This is a genomic window from Sphaerisporangium sp. B11E5, from assembly GCF_039871875.1.
Classification (GTDB): Bacteria; Actinomycetota; Actinomycetes; order Streptosporangiales; family Streptosporangiaceae; genus Sphaerisporangium.
In genome coordinates, this window is record NZ_JBDPMD010000009.1 from 189,469 (window position 1) to 205,546 (window position 16,078).

14 protein-coding genes are annotated in these 16,078 nt (G+C 70.8%); 9 read left to right on the plus strand and 5 right to left on the minus strand.

Going from position 1 to position 16,078, the window contains the following annotated elements:
- Positions 1-133 precede the first annotated feature (133 nt).
- From ABGB17_RS12355 to ABGB17_RS12375, 5 genes are all read left to right on the plus strand, one after another.
- Entirely contained in the window at positions 134-1,408 is a 1,275-nt protein-coding gene (locus ABGB17_RS12355; protein WP_347628645.1) for a glycosyltransferase, read from the plus strand.
- A gap of 445 nt (positions 1,409-1,853) precedes the next feature.
- Positions 1,854-5,099 carry a nitrate- and nitrite sensing domain-containing protein gene (locus tag ABGB17_RS12360; RefSeq protein WP_347628647.1) on the plus strand — a complete coding sequence of 1,082 codons (3,246 nt, stop codon included), beginning with the start codon at positions 1,854-1,856 and terminating at the stop codon, positions 5,097-5,099.
- 5 nt (positions 5,100-5,104) lie between these two features.
- On the plus strand, positions 5,105-5,518 hold the full coding sequence (locus tag ABGB17_RS12365) for a roadblock/LC7 domain-containing protein (protein WP_221475307.1): 414 nt from the start codon (positions 5,105-5,107) through the stop codon (positions 5,516-5,518).
- 23 nt (positions 5,519-5,541) lie between these two features.
- Positions 5,542-6,009, plus strand: coding sequence for a DUF742 domain-containing protein (locus ABGB17_RS12370; RefSeq protein ID WP_347628649.1), 468 nt, complete (start codon positions 5,542-5,544; stop codon positions 6,007-6,009).
- Positions 5,990-6,586: an ATP/GTP-binding protein gene (locus ABGB17_RS12375; RefSeq protein WP_347628651.1), complete on the plus strand. Its 597-nt coding sequence runs from the start codon at positions 5,990-5,992 to the stop codon at positions 6,584-6,586. The genes ABGB17_RS12370 and ABGB17_RS12375 overlap by 20 nt, the downstream gene beginning before the upstream one ends.
- 58 nt (positions 6,587-6,644) lie before the next feature.
- Here ABGB17_RS12375 and ABGB17_RS12380 read toward each other — a convergent pair whose 3' ends face one another.
- The 5 genes from ABGB17_RS12380 to ABGB17_RS12400 all read right to left on the minus strand — a co-directional run bounded on the left by ABGB17_RS12380 (position 6,645) and on the right by ABGB17_RS12400 (position 11,195).
- Complete coding sequence (locus ABGB17_RS12380; protein WP_347628653.1) at positions 6,645-7,649, minus strand: methyltransferase; 1,005 nt, start codon at positions 7,647-7,649, stop codon at positions 6,645-6,647.
- A gap of 98 nt (positions 7,650-7,747) precedes the next feature.
- Positions 7,748-8,518 (minus strand): ABC transporter ATP-binding protein, encoded by a 771-nt coding sequence (locus ABGB17_RS12385; RefSeq protein WP_347628655.1) that lies wholly within the window; start codon positions 8,516-8,518, stop codon positions 7,748-7,750.
- 54 nt (positions 8,519-8,572) lie between these two features.
- Positions 8,573-9,433, minus strand: coding sequence for an ABC transporter permease (locus ABGB17_RS12390; RefSeq protein ID WP_347628657.1), 861 nt, complete (start codon positions 9,431-9,433; stop codon positions 8,573-8,575).
- Positions 9,430-10,203, minus strand: a complete 774-nt coding sequence (locus tag ABGB17_RS12395) for an ABC transporter permease (protein ID WP_347628659.1) — start codon at positions 10,201-10,203, stop codon at positions 9,430-9,432. Before ABGB17_RS12395 ends, ABGB17_RS12390 begins: the two co-directional genes overlap by 4 nt.
- On the minus strand, positions 10,200-11,195 hold the full coding sequence (locus ABGB17_RS12400) for an ABC transporter substrate-binding protein (RefSeq protein ID WP_347628661.1): 996 nt from the start codon (positions 11,193-11,195) through the stop codon (positions 10,200-10,202). Before ABGB17_RS12400 ends, ABGB17_RS12395 begins: the two co-directional genes overlap by 4 nt.
- A gap of 521 nt (positions 11,196-11,716) precedes the next feature.
- On the opposite strand from ABGB17_RS12400, the gene ABGB17_RS12405 reads away from it, so the two are divergent.
- Genes ABGB17_RS12405 through ABGB17_RS12420 form a run of 4 tightly spaced genes read left to right on the plus strand, consistent with a single transcriptional unit; the run spans position 11,717 to position 16,002 of the window.
- The gene (locus ABGB17_RS12405) at positions 11,717-14,620 is read left to right on the plus strand and encodes a nitrate- and nitrite sensing domain-containing protein (RefSeq protein WP_347628663.1); all 2,904 of its coding nucleotides are present in this window, start codon (positions 11,717-11,719) and stop codon (positions 14,618-14,620) included.
- Positions 14,617-15,039 (plus strand): roadblock/LC7 domain-containing protein, encoded by a 423-nt coding sequence (locus tag ABGB17_RS12410; RefSeq protein ID WP_184979453.1) that lies wholly within the window; start codon positions 14,617-14,619, stop codon positions 15,037-15,039. The genes ABGB17_RS12405 and ABGB17_RS12410 overlap by 4 nt, the downstream gene beginning before the upstream one ends.
- Positions 15,040-15,044: 5 nt before the next feature.
- Positions 15,045-15,431 carry a DUF742 domain-containing protein gene (locus ABGB17_RS12415; protein ID WP_347628665.1) on the plus strand — a complete coding sequence of 129 codons (387 nt, stop codon included), beginning with the start codon at positions 15,045-15,047 and terminating at the stop codon, positions 15,429-15,431.
- Positions 15,432-15,441: 10 nt separating this feature from the next.
- On the plus strand, positions 15,442-16,002 hold the full coding sequence (locus ABGB17_RS12420; protein ID WP_347628667.1) for an ATP/GTP-binding protein: 561 nt from the start codon (positions 15,442-15,444) through the stop codon (positions 16,000-16,002).
- Positions 16,003-16,078 lie beyond the last annotated feature (76 nt).

Consider the following 16,078-nt stretch of genomic DNA (forward strand, 5'->3'; position numbering starts at 1 on the left):
GCCGTCCCTCCCCGTTCACCCCGATGTTGAAGACGGAGTCTAAAGTGCTCTGTCTGCCCCGTGCCAGCGATAGCTGCATATTCGTCTACCCCATCCGCACTATTTGAACCAACCTTCAACTAACGGAGGGCCGATGGCCACCATTCTGTTCATGCCGGAAAGCGCCTACGGGCCGACGAACAACTGCATCGGCGTCGCCGACATCCTGCGCAAGCGTGGTCACCGTGTGGTGTTCGCCGCCGAGGCGTCGTGGAAGGGCAAGCTCACCGCGCTCGGCTTCGAGGAGGACCTGGTCGACCTCGCGCCGCCGGCGGAGGAGGAGCAGGACGCCGGTCAGTTCTGGAAGGACTTCATCCGCGACACGGCCCCCGAGTACCGCAAGTCCACGCTGGAGCAGCTGGAGACCGTCACCAAGCCCATCTGGGACGCCCTGATCGACGGCGCCAAGTACTGCGAGCCGCAGCTCAAGGCCATCATGGAGCGCGTGCGGCCCGACGTCGTCGTCGAGGACAACGTGATCGCGTTCCCGGCGCTGCTCACCGCGGGCAAGCCGTACGTGCGCATCGTGTCCTGCAACCCGCTGGAGGTGAAGGGCGACGGCGTGGCGCCGGTGTTCTCCGGTCTGCCCGCCGAGGACACCTCGCAGTGGGACGCGTTCCGCGCCGAGTACGACCGCACGCACCGGGAGATCTGGGAGGCGTTCAACGCCTGGGTGATGGAGCAGGGCGCGCCCGCGCTGCCCGACCTGGAGTTCATCCACGAGGGCGACCTGAACCTCTACGTGTACCCGGAGATCCTCGACTACACCGACGCCCGGCCGCTCGGCCCGTCCTGGCACCGGCTGGACTCCTCGGTGCGGGAGACCGACGGGGAGTTCGAGCTGCCGGAAACCCTCGCGGGCGGCGAGGGCTCGCTGGTCTACTTCTCGCTCGGCTCGCTCGGCTCGGCCGACGTCGAGCTGATGCAGCGGGTCATCGACCTGCTCGGCACCACGCCGCACCGCTACATCGTCTCCAAGGGCCCGCTGCACGAGGAGATCAAGCTGGCGGACAACATGTGGGGCGCCGAGATCGTGCCGCAGACCAAGATCCTCCCCCTGGTGGACCTGGTCATCACGCACGGCGGGAACAACACCACCACCGAGTCCCTGCACTTCGGCAAACCGATGATCCTGCTCCCGCTGTTCTGGGACCAGTACGACAACGCGCAGCGTGTGCACGAGCTCGGGTACGGGGTGCGCCTGTCGACGTACACCTTCGCCGACGAGGAGCTCACCGGCGCGGTGGAGCGGCTGCTGGCCGACAAGGACCTGCGGGCGCGGCTCGCCGAGGCCGGCGAGGAGATCCGCCGCCGGGACGGCCTGCGCAAGGCCGCCGACCTGATCGAGGGCGCCGTGGCCCCCGCCTGAGGGGTTGTGACACGCCCCAAGTGCCATTTGGGTCATGTTCCGCCACTCCCGTGAATCCCCCGGCGCCGGACCGGAACCGGTGCCGGAACGGGAGTGGTTGGGCCATGATGGGCGATGTCAGTTGATCCGTCGCCGGGTCAGGAACATGTGCGTCCCGGCCCCCTGCAGCTCTCCGCTCCGCATAGTTACGGAAGAGAGAAGGGGGATTTATCCGCTTAGATGGGTGTTTGGTGACATTTGTCAATCAATGTGCTGTTGGCCGATCTGGTACAGGTGTGTTGCAATTACCCTCGCCTGATGGATGTTTCGGACGTCTCATGCGCCCCGCGCGTGACGTACCCCCCTACACGCCAGGCCCGGTGAGAGGTTGCGTAATCCAGTGAGCACACAGGACCCTCGGGGCAATCCGGGTCGTAGTGGCCGCGTGGAGCGGTCCGCGCCCGTCATGCCACGTACGCAGAAGGGCGGAAGCTGGCTCCGGCTGCGCAACTGGCGTGTGCGATCACGACTGATCGCCCTGATCATCATCCCGACCATCGTCGGTGTGATCCTCGGCGCTGTGCAGCTCACCAACGCGGTCGGCACCTCCGCCGAGTACAGCCGCCTCACCGAGGTCGCCGCCCTGGTGGAGAGGATCGACGTCCTCATCCACGAGATGGACAAGGAGCGCGACCTCACCGCGTGGTACATCGCGGAGGGACGCCGCCAGGCCCGCTTCAAGAAGGTGCGCGAGCAGCAGGACGCCGTGGACCAGGCCAGGGAGCCTGTGTTGTCCCTGGTGTCCGACATGGACGCCTCCCACACCGCGCGTGTCCGCGCCGAGGCCGACGAGATCCGCCGCTGGCTTGAGGGCCTTCCCGGTCTGCGCGAACGAATCGCCGAGCCCTCCGTGCCCCCCCGAGCGGCGCTCCGCATGTACTCCGCCGTCATCAGCGTGCTGCAGCGCATGCAGGGCGAGCTCGGCACCTCCGGCTTCGACCAGCGCCTCCTCGGCGACAGCATCGCCCTCAACGCCCTGAGCCAGGCCAAGGAGGAGGCGGCCCGCCAGCGCGGCCTCATGACGGTCGCCCTGACCTCCCGCGCCGCCGGCGGCGCCGGTTTCGACTACGACGACTTCGTCGACTTCCCCGGCTCCTGGAGCCGGCAGGAGAGCCAGACCGCGAGGTTCATCGCGGAAGCCTCGCCGGCCGACGCGAAGTTCTACGACGACACGGTCAGCGGGCAGCAGGTCGACAAGGCGGACTCGATGCGCGCCCTGGCCCTGTCCCAGCTCCGGCAGTACAAGGAGATCCAGGACCTGGACCCGCTGCGCCGCGACGACACCTCGGTGTGGTACGCCGCGTCGTCCGCGGTGGTCGACCGCATGCGCCAGGTCGAGGAGCGGCTGGTCGGCTCGGTCGTCCAGCAGAGCCAGGCGCTGCGCGACGAGGCCCAGCGGCAGGCCCTCATCTCCGGTGGCCTCATCCTCGTGCTGCTGCTCCTGGTCCTCATCATCACCGCGGTGGTGGCGAGCTCGCTGACCCGCCCCCTGCGCCGCCTGCGCGCCGAGGCGCTGGAGATCGCGGGCGTCCGCCTCCCCGAGACCGTCCAGCGCCTGCGCGAGACCAGCGACAGCAATCCCTCGGCCGAGGTCGTGCCCATCGGCGTCAACTCGCGGGACGAGATGGGAGAAGTCGCACGGGCCTTCGACGAGGTCCACCGCGAGGCGATCCGCCTGGCGGGCGACGAGGCCCGCCTGCGGAGCAACGTCAACGCGATGTTCGTCAACCTGTCCCGGCGCAGCCAGACGCTGGTGGAACGCCAGCTCAGCCTCATCGACGGCCTGGAGCAGGGCGAACAGGACGAGAACCGTCTCGCCAACCTGTTCAAGCTCGACCACCTGGCCACCCGCATGCGCCGCAACAGCGAGAACCTGCTGGTCCTCGCCGGGCAGGAGCCCGCGCGCCGCTGGAGCCAGCCGGTCCCGCTGGTCGACATCGTGCGCGCGTCGCTGTCCGAGGTCGAGAGCTACGAGCGGGTGGACGTGCGCGTCCAGTCCGGCACCTCCGTCATCGGCCAGGCCGTGAACGACGTCGTGCACCTGGTCGCCGAGCTGGTGGAGAACGCCATCTCCTTCTCGCCCCGCGAGACCAAGGTCGTGGTGTCGAGCAACCGCATCGACGGCGGCGGCGTCATGATCTCGGTGAGCGACAGCGGCATCGGCATGACGGCCGACGAACTGGCCGAGGCGAACTGGCGGCTCGCCAACCCTCCCGTGGTGGACGTGTCGGTGTCCCGCCGCATGGGCCTGTTCGTGGTCGGCCGCCTCGCGCTGCGCCACAGCATCCGCGTGCAGCTTCGCCAGCAGGACGTCGGCGGGCTGAACGCCATGGTCCTGCTGCCGGACGCCCTGCTGTCGGCGAGCGGCGCGCCCCAGTTCGCGGGCATGCCCGCGGAGGCCATGGGCCCGGCGACCGGCGGGCAGTACGGCGCACCGCAGCAGGCGCCGTCGTTCGGCGGCGCCCCGTTCGGCGGGTCCGGCGGCTTCGAGCCGGCCGGGACGCGCGGCGGCGGGCGTCCCCCGGTGTTCGGCGCGGACGACCCCGCCGCGGCCACCCCGCCCGGCGGCCAGGGGGCGTTCCAGCGCGACCCGTTCGAGCGCGACCCCTTCGAGCGGTTCGAGCGCGACCCGTTCGAGCGCCCCGCCGCGGGCCGGCCGCCCTTCGAGCGCCCCGGCGGCCCCCGCAACATGTTCGAGAGCCCCGCCCCCACGCAGACGCCCGGCGGCAACCCGTTCGAGCGGGGCGACGAGGACCCGTTCGACAAGTACTTCAACCCCAACCCACCGCTGGACACCCCGTGGCCCGCGGACGTGCCGCCCCCCGGGGGTGGACCCGGCCACACCGGCCCCGGCAACGCCTGGCCCGGCCTCGCCGACCAGGACACCGCGTCGTGGCCGGCCGTGCCCGGCGGCGCGCAGGCCCCGTCGTCCCCCGGCGGCCCGCCGACCGGCGGATCCATGTTCGGCCCGCCGACGGGCGGCTCGTCCTACGGCGGCCCGCCGACAGGTGGCTCGTCCTACGGCGGCCCTCCCACCGGCGGCTCGCCGGGCGGCCCGTCCACCGGGCCCATGGTGACCGGCCCGCTCGACCGGCCGAGCCGCTTCGGCGCCACACCCGACCTGGACCACACCGGCCCCCTGCCCGCCGTGCACAGCTCAGCGCTGGACGGCGGCGAGGAGGAGTACCTGCCGATCTTCGCCGCGGTCGAGTCGGACTGGTTCCGCCGCAGCGAGCCCTCCGCGCAGCCGCAGAGCGAGGCGGAGGTCGTGGTCCGCGAGGAGCAGCCCGTACCGCCCGCCGCCGACCGGCTGGGCGAGGAGCGGGTGGGGGCCGAGTCGAGGGCCTGGTCGTCCCCAGGGGACGCCGGCTGGCAGGCGGCGCGGGCGGCCAGCGACCCGTCCCTGGGGGGCATCACCTCCTCGGGCCTGCCGAAGCGCGTCCCCAAGGCCAACTTGGTGCCCGGGTCCGCGGACCCGACGCCCTCGGTGTTCAGCCCGCCGCCGTCGCTGTCGCCCGACCGGGTGCGCAGCCGGCTGTCGAGCTTCCAGCAGGGTGTGCGCAAGGGCCGGGCCGTCGCCCGGGGCGAACATCTCGACGAGGACTCTTCTTCATCCATGAGAAACAGTGAACGGAACAAGGAGGACTCGTGAGGGAGCTGAGCCAGGCTGCTCGCGGAGTCAACTGGTTGATCACCGACTTCGTGAACAACGTGCCGGGGGTGGCCCACACGGTGGTCGTCTCCTCCGACGGGTTGCCGCTGGCGTTCTCCGAGGGCTTTCCGAAGGATCGAGCCGATCAGCTCGCGGCGGTGGCCGCGGGGTTGATCAGTTTGACGCAGGGTGCCTCCCGGGTGTTCGAGGGGGGTGCGGTGACGCAGACCGTGGTGGAGATGCAGCGTGGGTTGTTGCTGATCATGTCGATCAGCGACGGCTCGTGTCTCGCGGTGCTGGCGGCCCCCGACTGCGACATGGGTCTGGTGGCCTACCAGATGACATTGCTCGTGGAGCGTGCCGGTCAGGTCTTGACTCCGGCGGTGCGTGCCGAGCTCCAGGCGTCTCAACCTCGATGAGACGCCGATGAGAGGAGAAGGCTGTGGCACCCCGCGGCTGGACGGATGACGGTGACCCGCTGAGCGGGCCGCCGTCCTATCCGTCGATCAACGACGCGCGCCGGTATCCCGGCGACGCGCCGGTCCCACCGGGGCCGGGCCCCGGGCCGGTGGAGCAGAGCTCCCTGGTGCGTCCCTACGCCATGACGGGGGGCCGCACGGCCCCCCGGACCGCGCTCGCCCTGGAAGCGCTGGTCTCCTCCTTGTTGTCGACCCACCAAGACCTCTCGACCCTTACCCCGGAGAAGCAGGCGATCAGCCAGCTCTGCCGCCAGGTGCGGTCGGTCGCCGAGATCGCCGCCCTGCTCCGCGTGCCCCTCGGGGTGGCCCGTGTCGTGATCGCCGACATGGCCGCAGAGGGCCTGGTCCAGCTCCACCAGCCGCAACTGGACACGGGTAAGCCTGATCTCAACCTGCTCGAAAGGGTTCTCAGTGGACTTCGCAGGCTCTAGCCGCGCCCCGGCGCTGACGTCGACCAAGATCGTCGTCGCCGGTGGCTTCGGCGTGGGCAAGACGACCTTCGTCGGCGCCGTGTCGGAGATCGTCCCCCTCACCACCGAGGCCGTGATGACCGACGCCAGCGCGGGCATCGACGACCTGGGCCTCACCCCGAACAAGACCACGACCACCGTGGCCATGGACTTCGGCCGGGTGTCGCTGGACCGCGACCTGATCCTGTACCTGTTCGGCACGCCGGGCCAGCACCGCTTCTGGTTCATGTGGGACGACCTGGTGCGCGGCGCGATCGGCGCGGTCGTGCTCGTGGACACCCGGCGGCTCGCCGACTGCTTCCCGGCGATCGACTACTTCGAGGAGGCGCAGCTCCCGTTCGTGGTCGGCATCAACGGCTGGGACGGGCACTACGCGCACGCCGACGAGGAGGTCCGCGAGGCGCTGACCCTCGCGCCGCACATCCCGCTGGTCCGCACCGACGCCCGGTCGCGCGACTCGGTGAAGTCCACGCTGATCGCCCTGGTGGAACACGCGCTCACCATGCGGGTGGCGGTTCCCGGCTGGGGAGGCCGCTGAGCCTCCGGCCGGGAACCGCCACCGGCGGTTCCCCGCTCCCGGCACGCCCCGCGGACGGCTAGACGGGCCTGGCCTCGATGAGGCTCGCGTTGAACGGGAGCGCGGTCACGCCGGTCATCGCCAGCCCGGCCTTCTCCAGCAGCATGGTGTACTCCGACCTGCTGCGCTCGCGTCCCTGGCCGAAGATGCTCATCATGCGGATGTCGAGATCCTTGCCGAAGTGCGGCTCGTCGTCGTCGGGCAGCACCATCTCCACCAGCAGCACCCGCCCGTGCCCCGGCACGGCCGCCCGCACCGTCCCGAGGATGCGCAGCGCGTCGGCGTCGTCCCAGTTGTGCACGACGCTGCCGAGCAGGTAGGCGTCGGCGCCCGCGGGGACGGCCGAGAAGAAGTCGCCGGACACGAGCTCGCACCGGTCCGCGAGCCCCCAGGACTCGAACGCCGTCCGTGCCGCCGGCAGCACCTGTTCCAGCTCGAACAGCGTGGCCCTCATCCGCGGGTTGGCACGCAGGATCGCCGCCGTGATGTGGCCGCGCCCCCCGCCGACGTCCACCAGCGTGCGGACCTCGGAGAAGTCGTACCGTTCCGCCACGCCCGCCGCCATCGGCACGGCGCGGTTGGTCATGTAGTCGTTGAAGAGCGCGAGGAGCTCGGGGTCTCCGGACATGTAGTCGTACAGGACGCCCTTGTTCTCCACCCACCAGGAGCGGCCGCTGCGCACGGTGCTCGTCAGCCCCTCCAGCGCGGGCGCCACGGTGGGGTCGGTGTTGAACAGCACACCGCTGCGCAGCGAGAACGGCGCGTCGGAGCGCAGCAGCGCGCCTGATTCGGTCAGCCCGTAGCGGTCCTCGCCGACCGTCTCCACCAGGCCCACCGACGCCATCGTGCGCATCAGCCGGCCGAGCGAGGGCGCGTGCGCCTCGCAGCGGGCGGCCAGCTCGGCCAGGGCCAGCGGCCCGTCCGCCAGGTGGTCGGCGACACGCAGTTCGGCCATCGTCCGCATCGCCGAGGCGCGCCAGCTACTGCGCAGCACGTCCCAGATGGGGCTCGCCGGATCGGTCATGTCTTCCTCCAGTCGTAGAGGTCGTACTGGTCGTACAAGGCCGCACGGTCGTGCGGCCGGGCGGGGGAGCGCGGCCCCGCGAGGCGCGGCCGCGCTCCTCAGCCCCGCCGGTCCTTGGCGCGCACCAGCCGCCCCACCTCGGCGCGCAGGTGCACGAACGCCGGCAGCTCACGGGTGGCGATCTGGTCGCGCGGGGACGGCAGCCGTACCGGCAGCTCACCGGCCACCCGGGCCGGGGCGCTCGTCAGCACCACCACGCGGTCGCCGAGGTAGACGCTCTCGTCGATGTCGTGCGTGATGAGCAGGACGGTCATCCGGTGGTGCTCACGCACCTTGAGCAGCAGGTCCTCCAGGTCCTCCCGGGTCTGGGCGTCCACCGAGCCGAACGGCTCGTCCATCAGCAGCAGCGCGGGACGGTACGCGAGCGCGCGGGCGATGGCGACACGCTGCTGCATGCCCCCGGACAGCTCCCAGGGGTACTTGGCCGCGGCCCCGTCCAGCCCGACCTCCTGCAGCGCCTCGGCGGCCGCGCGGTGCCTGGCCTGCCGGTCCATGCCGCGGCGGCGCAGCGGCAGGGCGATGTTGTCGCCGACCGTCAGCCAGGGGAACAGCGACCGGCTGTAGTCCTGGAAGACCACGGCGAGGTCGCCAGGGATGCCGGTCACCGCCGTGTCCCTGATGCGGATGTGGCCCTCGGTCGGCTGGATGAGACCCGCGATGGACCGCAGCAGGGTGGACTTGCCGCAGCCGGACGGGCCGACCACGCAGACCAGCTCCCCCTCGGAGACCTTCAGGTCGATCCCGCCGAGAGCGTGGTGGGCCGTCGGGCCCTGTCCGTAGGTGTGGGTGAGGTTGACGACATCGAGCACGGTGTTTCCTCAGGTGACTTGAGCTGGCTCGGGGTGCCGCGGCGCGGTGGCGCTTCAGGTGGTCTGCCGGGCTCGCCGGTGCCAGGAGAGGATGTGCCTCTCGGCGAGCAGGAACGAACTGTTCAGCAGATACCCCAAGATGCCGAGCACAACGATCGCGCCCCACATCGCGGACATGTCGAAGGTCTGCTGGGTGTAGATGAGCTGGTAGCCGACACCGTCGCTGCTGCCGACGAGTTCGGAGACGACCATCAGCACGACGGCCAGGGAAAGGCTGAGGCGCAGGCCCGCGAAGATCTTCGGTGCGGCCGACGGCAGCACGACCCGCAGCAGCCGCTGCGCGCCGCGCACTCCGAAGACCTGCGCGGTGTCGGTGTGGAGGCGGTCCACGTACCGCGCGCCGTCGATGGTGTTGATGAGGATGGGCCAGATCACGCCGTACACGATGGTGGCCACCTGCATCTGGGTGCCGGTCTTGAACAGCACGATGAACAGGGGGATCAGCGCGGAGGGCGGGATGGCCCGGCAGAACTCGATGATCGGGTCGATGTAGTCGGCCAGGGTCCGGGAGCGGCCGGCCGCGATGCCGAGCGTGATGCCGAGGACGCAGGCCAGCAGCCATCCGCCGAACAGCCGTCCGAGGCTCGGGCCGAAGGTGCCGAGCGCCTCGTCGGTGAGGAAGAGGCGGGACACCGGGCCGGACAGCCATACCTCGTGCATCCGGGCCGCGATCTGGGAGGGCGGGGGGAAGTACACCGTGTCGGCGCGCCGGGTGGCGATCTCCCACGCGACGAGGGCGATGGGGACGAGCCACACCCGCGCGGCGAGCGCCCACAGCGTGCCGCGCGCGCGACGCAGGCGCCGGGGGGCCGGCGCGGCGGGGCCGGGGCGGGCGGGTGCTTCGGTGAGGCTCACGGCTCGCCCACCGCCTTCACGGCGTGCCAGCGGAAGGCCTGCCGTTGCAGGCGGACGAGCAGGACATTGGCCACCAGGCCGAGCGCGCCGGTCCACAGGACGCACGCGATGATGAGGTCGGTGCGCAGGCCGGAGCCGGCGCGGATCATGTAGACGCCGATCCCGCTGACGCCGCCCGCGAGCAGTTCGGTGCTGACCGTGACGACGAACGCGATGGACGACGCCAGCCGGACCCCGGTCATCACGAACGGCGCGGCGCTCGGCAGCGAGACCCGGCGCAGCACGGCGAGCCTGCCGAAGCCGAAGCTGCGCAGCGTCTCCCTGGCCACGGGGTCGACGTCCTTGAGCCCGTACATCGTGTTGATCAGCACGGGCCAGGACGCCGCGTAGACCACCGCGATGATCTTCACGGCCTCGGTGGAGGGCACCAGCAGGGTGACCAGGGGGATGAGGGCGATGGAGGGGATGGGCCGCAGGAACTCCACCAGCGGGCGGGCGGCCGTCTCCGCCCGCCGCAGGTTGCCGAGCACCAGGCCGAGGGGGACGGCCCCGAGCACGGCGATCAGCAGGCCCATGGCCCAGACGCGCAACGTCGCGACCAGGTCGGCGGTGAACTCGGGGTCGGCGGGCAGCCGCACCGCCTCCAGCAGGATCGTGGACATCCGCGGCAGGACCGCGGGGTCGAGCAGCCCGGACGCGCCGGCGATCTCGGCCGCGACCACCAGGCCCGCGACGCCGGTCGCGCCGCGGGCCACTCGCCGTCCGATCATTGAGGCAGCGGTATGAGGAGCGGGGTGACGTCCATCTTCTCGGTCAGGTAGCCGTACTCCATCATCAGGTCGGCGACGCGCTGGATGCGGTTGGCGCTCAGCGTGGTCGGGAACGCCCCGAGGGTGATGACCGCGGCGTCCTGCGGCGTGATCTTGCTGTACGTCGGCAGGATCTGCTCGACCGCCTTGCGGTCGGAGGCGGCGAGCTGCTGCCCCTTGAGGTAGGCGCGCTGGAAGGCGGCGACGGTGTTGGGGTTGGCGTCGGCCCACTTCTTGGTGATCGTCCACCCGGCGATCGGGAAGTCGGCCATCGCGCCCGTCATCGTGTCGGCGATCTTCCGGGCACCGCTGTTCTTCTGCACCGCGGTGAGGACCGGCTCGGTCATCCACGCCGCGTCGACCTTGCCGGTCGCCAGCGCGGCCGGCATGTCGGGGAAGGCGTACTGCTGGAACTTCACGTCCTTCTGCCGGTCCAGTCCCACCGTGCGCAGGGCCGAGCCGGTCGCCAGCTCGCCGATGCTGTTGACGGCGGGCACGGCGATGGTGGCGCCCTTGAGGTCCTTGGCGGTCTGGATCCGCGAGTCCTTGGGGACGACCAGGACGAAGCACTCGGGCTTGGCCTGGTAGGCGTCGGCGACGAAACGGAAGTCGCCGCCCTTCTTCGCCTGGATATTGAGGATCGCGAAGTAGTTTCCGAGGATCATGTCCAGGCTGCCGCCGAGCAGGTTCGGGACGGCGATCGCGCTGCTCTGGAGCTGCGTGATGTTGACGTTCAGGCCCTCCGCGGCGAAGAAGCCTTTAGCCTTGGCGAGGTGGATGGACGCGGCGTCGGGAATCGGCAGCGCGCCGATGGTGATCGTGGTCTTCTCCAGTGTCTTCCCGCCACTTGAGGGGGCAGGCGACGCGCCGGATCCGCCGCCGCATGCCGTGAGCGCGAGGCTCACCGCCGCGCCGACGCCGATGATGAAGGTACGACCCCTAAATCGTCTCATTGAGGTGTCCTTATTTGGGTTGCGTGGGGGGTGTGTGACTGCAGGTGCCTACGGTGAAGCTGAGTTGGGCGAGCGTGAAGCCTAGCGTGCAGCAAACCCGCCTTACACCGCTAAGCCGCCTATGTCACGAAACTCGTAAAAAAGTCCACTTTGCGGAGTATGCGAACTCTGCGACTTCTGGGGGGTTGGAGCGCGGCAAAAGTGGATTTGGTGTCATTTCGCGCCGGGCGCACCCTTGCGATGACGGTGAACTCGGACACCTGGCCGATCGTGGGGCGTAGTGGGACGGAATAATGATTTGGAGCGTTCTAAATGGCCATTCTGCTTGGTCGAACTCCCAGCTATATGCTCCAATTGCCCCCTGACTTGCCATGTGTCACACCAAGCGCATGGTTCCCCCACCGCAGACCAGCCGCGAGAGGTTGCGACCAGTGAGGACAGCAACAATCGAGAGCGGTCGCCGCGATACGCCGGACGCAGACCGGCCTTTCTCCGACCCGGGCGGGCAGGCCGCTCCTCCGGTGCAGTCGTCCAGAAGGTCGCTGGCCCTGCGCAACTGGCGGGTGCGCACCCGTCTCATCGCGCTCATCCTGGTGCCCACGATGGTCGCCGTCCTGCTGGGCGGTCTCCGCGTGTACGGGTCCATCCAGAGCGCGTCGGAGTACGAACGCATCCAGACGGTCGCCGAGTTCGCCATCAACCTGGCCGACCTGGTCCACGAGCTGGACCTGGAACGCGACCTCTCGGTGCGGTTCGTCGCCAACGGCCGCCGCGGCAACCAGGCCCGCCTGCTGATCCGCCAGCAGCAGAACGCCGTGGACACCGCCGCGCAGATCGTCATCGACCGGCGCAAGACAGTGGAGCCCAGCCTCGGCAACGTCGGCCGCCAGGCGTACAACCGTGTGCTCGGCCGGCTCGCCGAGCTGCGCACGCTGCGCGAGACCGTCGGCGAGACCCAGCTCCCGCCGCTGCCCTCGATGCTCAAGTACAACCTGGTCATCGACGACATCCTGGTGCTGTTCGACGAGACGGGCCGGGGCAGCGGCGACGAGGCGCTGAGCTCCCGGGCCGCGGCGATCGCCTCCCTCGCCCGCGTGGCCGAGCAGGCGTCCCGCCAGCGCGGCCTGATGTCCATCGCGCTCACGTTCCACACGTTCGACCAGGCGCTGCTCGAGGCGTTCAACGCGGCCCGCGCGCAGCAGGCCAGCGAGCTCGCCACCTTCCTGTTCCGCGCCGCCGCCGCCGAACGCCAGCGCTACTCCGACACCGTCACCAGCCCGCTGATCGACCGCGCCGCCGGCGTGGTCGACCGCGTGTTGTCCCTCAGCCGGGACGGCGCGGAACTGCGGGGCCTCAGCGGCGGCGTGGGCAGCGACGTGGACTACTGGTTCGAGGCCGCCAGCGACGGCCTGGACCGAATGCAGGTGGTGCAGCGGGCGCTCGGCCGCACGGTCGTCGACCAGGCCGCCGAGTTCGCGAGGCAGGACCAGAGCCAGGCCGCCATCGACATCGGCGTCCTCGCGGCGCTGCTCATCATGGTCCTCGTCATCACCACCGTCGTGGCGCGCTCCCTGGTCAGCCCGCTCCGGCGTCTGCGCCGCGAGGCGCTGGAGATCGCCGGGCGGCGCCTGCCCGAGCTGGTGCAGAAGCTGCGCGAGTCCGAGGCCGCCGAGGGGCCGCCCGACGTGCGGCCGATCAGCGTGATGTCCAACGACGAGGTCGGCGAGGTCGCCCGGGCGTTCGACGAGGTGCACCGCGAGGCGATCCGCCTCGCGAGCGACGAGGCGCAGCTGCGCAGCAACGTCAGCGCCATGTTCGTCAACCTGTCCCGGCGCACCCAGACGCTGGTGGAACGGCAGATCAGCCTCATCGACGGCCTGGAGCAGGGCGAGCAGGACGACAGCAGGCTCGGCGACCTGTTCCGCCTGGACCACCTGGCCACCCGCATGCGCCGCAACAGTGAGAACCTGCTGGTCCTCGCCGGTCAGGAGCCCGCGCGCCGGTGGAGCCAGCCGGTGGCGCTGCTGGACGTCGCCCGCGCCTCGCTGTCGGAGGTCGAGAACTACGAGCGGGTCGCGATGCACGTCCCGACCGGGGTGTCCATCGCCGGCCAGGCGGTCAACGACGTCATCCACCTGCTGGCCGAGCTGGTCGAGAACGCCATCTCGTTCTCGCCGCGCGAGACCCGGGTCACCATGTCGGCCAACCGCATCGACGGCGGCGGCGTGATGATCTCCATCACCGACGCCGGCATCGGGATGACCGACGAGGAGCTCGCCCAGACCAACTGGCGCCTGGCCCACCCGCCGGTCGTGGACGTGTCGGTGTCCCGCCGCATGGGCCTGTTCGTGGTCGGCCGCCTCGCGCTGCGCAACGGGATCCGGGTGCAGTTACGGCGGCACGACGGCGGCGGGCTCACCGCGATGGTGCTGCTGCCGGAGTCGCTGATGGGCGCGCCCACGCACGCGCCCGGCGGGCCCGCCGCCGCGGGGGCGCCGGCCTGGACCTCGAACGCGCAGCCCGCCGGCCTGTTCACCCCCGCCGCCGCCGCGGCAGGGCCCGCGTCGTTCGGCCCGGTGACCGGCCCCTACGGCGCGGCGACCGGCGCGGCCAACGGCATGGGAGGCATGGGGCCGATGGGCCCCACCACAGGAGGCGGCTTCGGCGGGTACGGCGGCCCGCCCTCGGGCACCGGCGGGTTCGGGAGCACCGGGGGTTTCGGCGGGTACGGCGGCCCGCCGTCCGGGCCCGGCACGTTCGGCGGCCCTTCCACGGGCCCCGAGCGGTTCAACTCCGATCGGTTCGGTCCGTCCACGCACGGCACGTTCTCCGGCCCGTCCACCGGGCCCGGGCGGTACGGAGGGCCGCCCACCGGGCCGGAGCGGTACGGGCCGCCCACCGGCCCGCCGACCGGGCCGGGCGAGCTGCCGGTGCGCATGCGCCCGCGCCGCTACGAGACCTCCGACCATGACGCCGCCACCGGCCCGCTTCCCGCTGTGCGGAACGCGCCCATGGATCAGGAGGAGTACTTGCCGATCTTCGCCGCCGTCGAGTCGGCCTGGTTCCGCCGGGCCGAGCCACAGGAGCCGGACACGCCCGTGACCGGCGGCTGGCAGGCCGCCGCGGACGCCGGCTGGCAGGCCGCCGCGGCCGTCCAAGAGCCGGCGCGGGACGGCACCACCTCCGCCGGCCTGCCCAAGCGGGTGCCGAAGGCCAATCTTGTGCCCGGCTCGGCGGGCGCCGCCGAGCAGGGGCCGTCGTCGCCCGCGCCGGCCATGCCGCCGCTGTCCCCCGAGCGGGCGCGCAACCGCCTCTCCAGCTTCCAGCAGGGCATCCGGCAGGGCCGCGCGGTCGCCCGGGGCGAGCTGAGCGAGGACGAGGTGCCGTACAACACTGAGCTGCGTCGCATGGAGGAAGAGCAGTGAGGGAGCTTAGCCAGGCCGCCCGCGGGATCAACTGGTTGATCACCGATTTCGTCCGGGGGGTGCCAGGAGTGGCACACACGGTGGTCGTCTCCTCCGACGGGTTGCCGCTGGCGTACTCAGAGGGCTTTCCGAAGGACCGGGCCGATCAGCTCGCGGCGGTGGCCGCGGGGTTGATCAGTTTGACGCAGGGTGCCTCCCGGGTGTTCGAGGGGGGTGCGGTGACGCAGACCGTGGTGGAGATGCAGCGTGGGTTGTTGCTGATCATGTCGATCAGCGACGGCTCGTGTCTCGCGGTGCTGGCGGCCCCCGACTGCGACATGGGTCTGGTGGCCTACCAGATGACGCTGATGGTCGAGCGCGCCGGTCAAGTCCTGACCCCGGCTGTGCGCGCCGAGCTTCAGGCGTCGTCGCCGCGGTGACCTCCATGGGCGGCGGTCCTGGCTGGGAGGACGGTCTACGGCCCTACCAGCCGGAGCCGTCATCGCCGGTGCGCCCCTTCACCGTGACCGGCGGCCGGTCGGCGCCGCGGACGCATCTGGCCATGGAGACGCTGGTTCACTCCACAATTCCGGCTTACCACGACATTTCCGGGCTCATCCCCGAGTACCAGGCGATCTGTTCGCTATGCCGCCAGGTGCGCTCGGTCGCCGAGATCTCCGCGCTGCTGCGCGTGCCGCTCGGCGTGGCTCGTGTCCTCATCTCGGACATGGCCGCCGAGAACCTCGTCCAGTTGCACCAGCCGCAACTGGACGCCGGAAAGCCGGACCTCAACTTGCTCGAAAGGGTTCTCAGTGGACTTCGCAGGCTCTAACCGTGGCGGGTTGACCTCGACGAAGATCGTCGTCGCCGGTGGCTTCGGCGTGGGCAAGACGACCTTCGTCGGCGCCGTGTCGGAGATCGTCCCCCTCACCACCGAGGCCGTGATGACCGACGCCAGCGCGGGCATCGACGACCTGGGGCTCACCCCCACCAAGACCACGACCACCGTGGCCATGGACTTCGGCCGGGTGTCGCTGGAAAGTGATCTGATCCTGTACCTGTTCGGCACGCCGGGCCAGCACCGCTTCTGGTTCATGTGGGACGACCTGGTGCGCGGGGCCATCGGCGCCGTCGTGCTGGTCGACACCCGGCGGCTGGCCGACAGCTTCCCCGCCATCGACTACTTCGAGGAGGCGAAGCTGCCGTTCGTCATCGGGCTCAACGGATGGGACGGCCAGCACCCCTACCAGGAGGAGGAGGTGCGCGACGCGCTCACCCTGGCGCCGCAGGTCCCCATCGTGCGCACCGACGCGCGGCAGCGTGAACTGGTGAAGAGCACACTGATCTCCCTGGTCGAGCACGCGCTGACCATGCGCGTGTCCGTGCCCGGCTGGCGTGGCTGACGGCGCCGCCGCTCGCGGGCACGCGTGACGGGCCCCGGAAGCGGCTAGGCTGGGAGGTCGAGTCGCACACCGCACG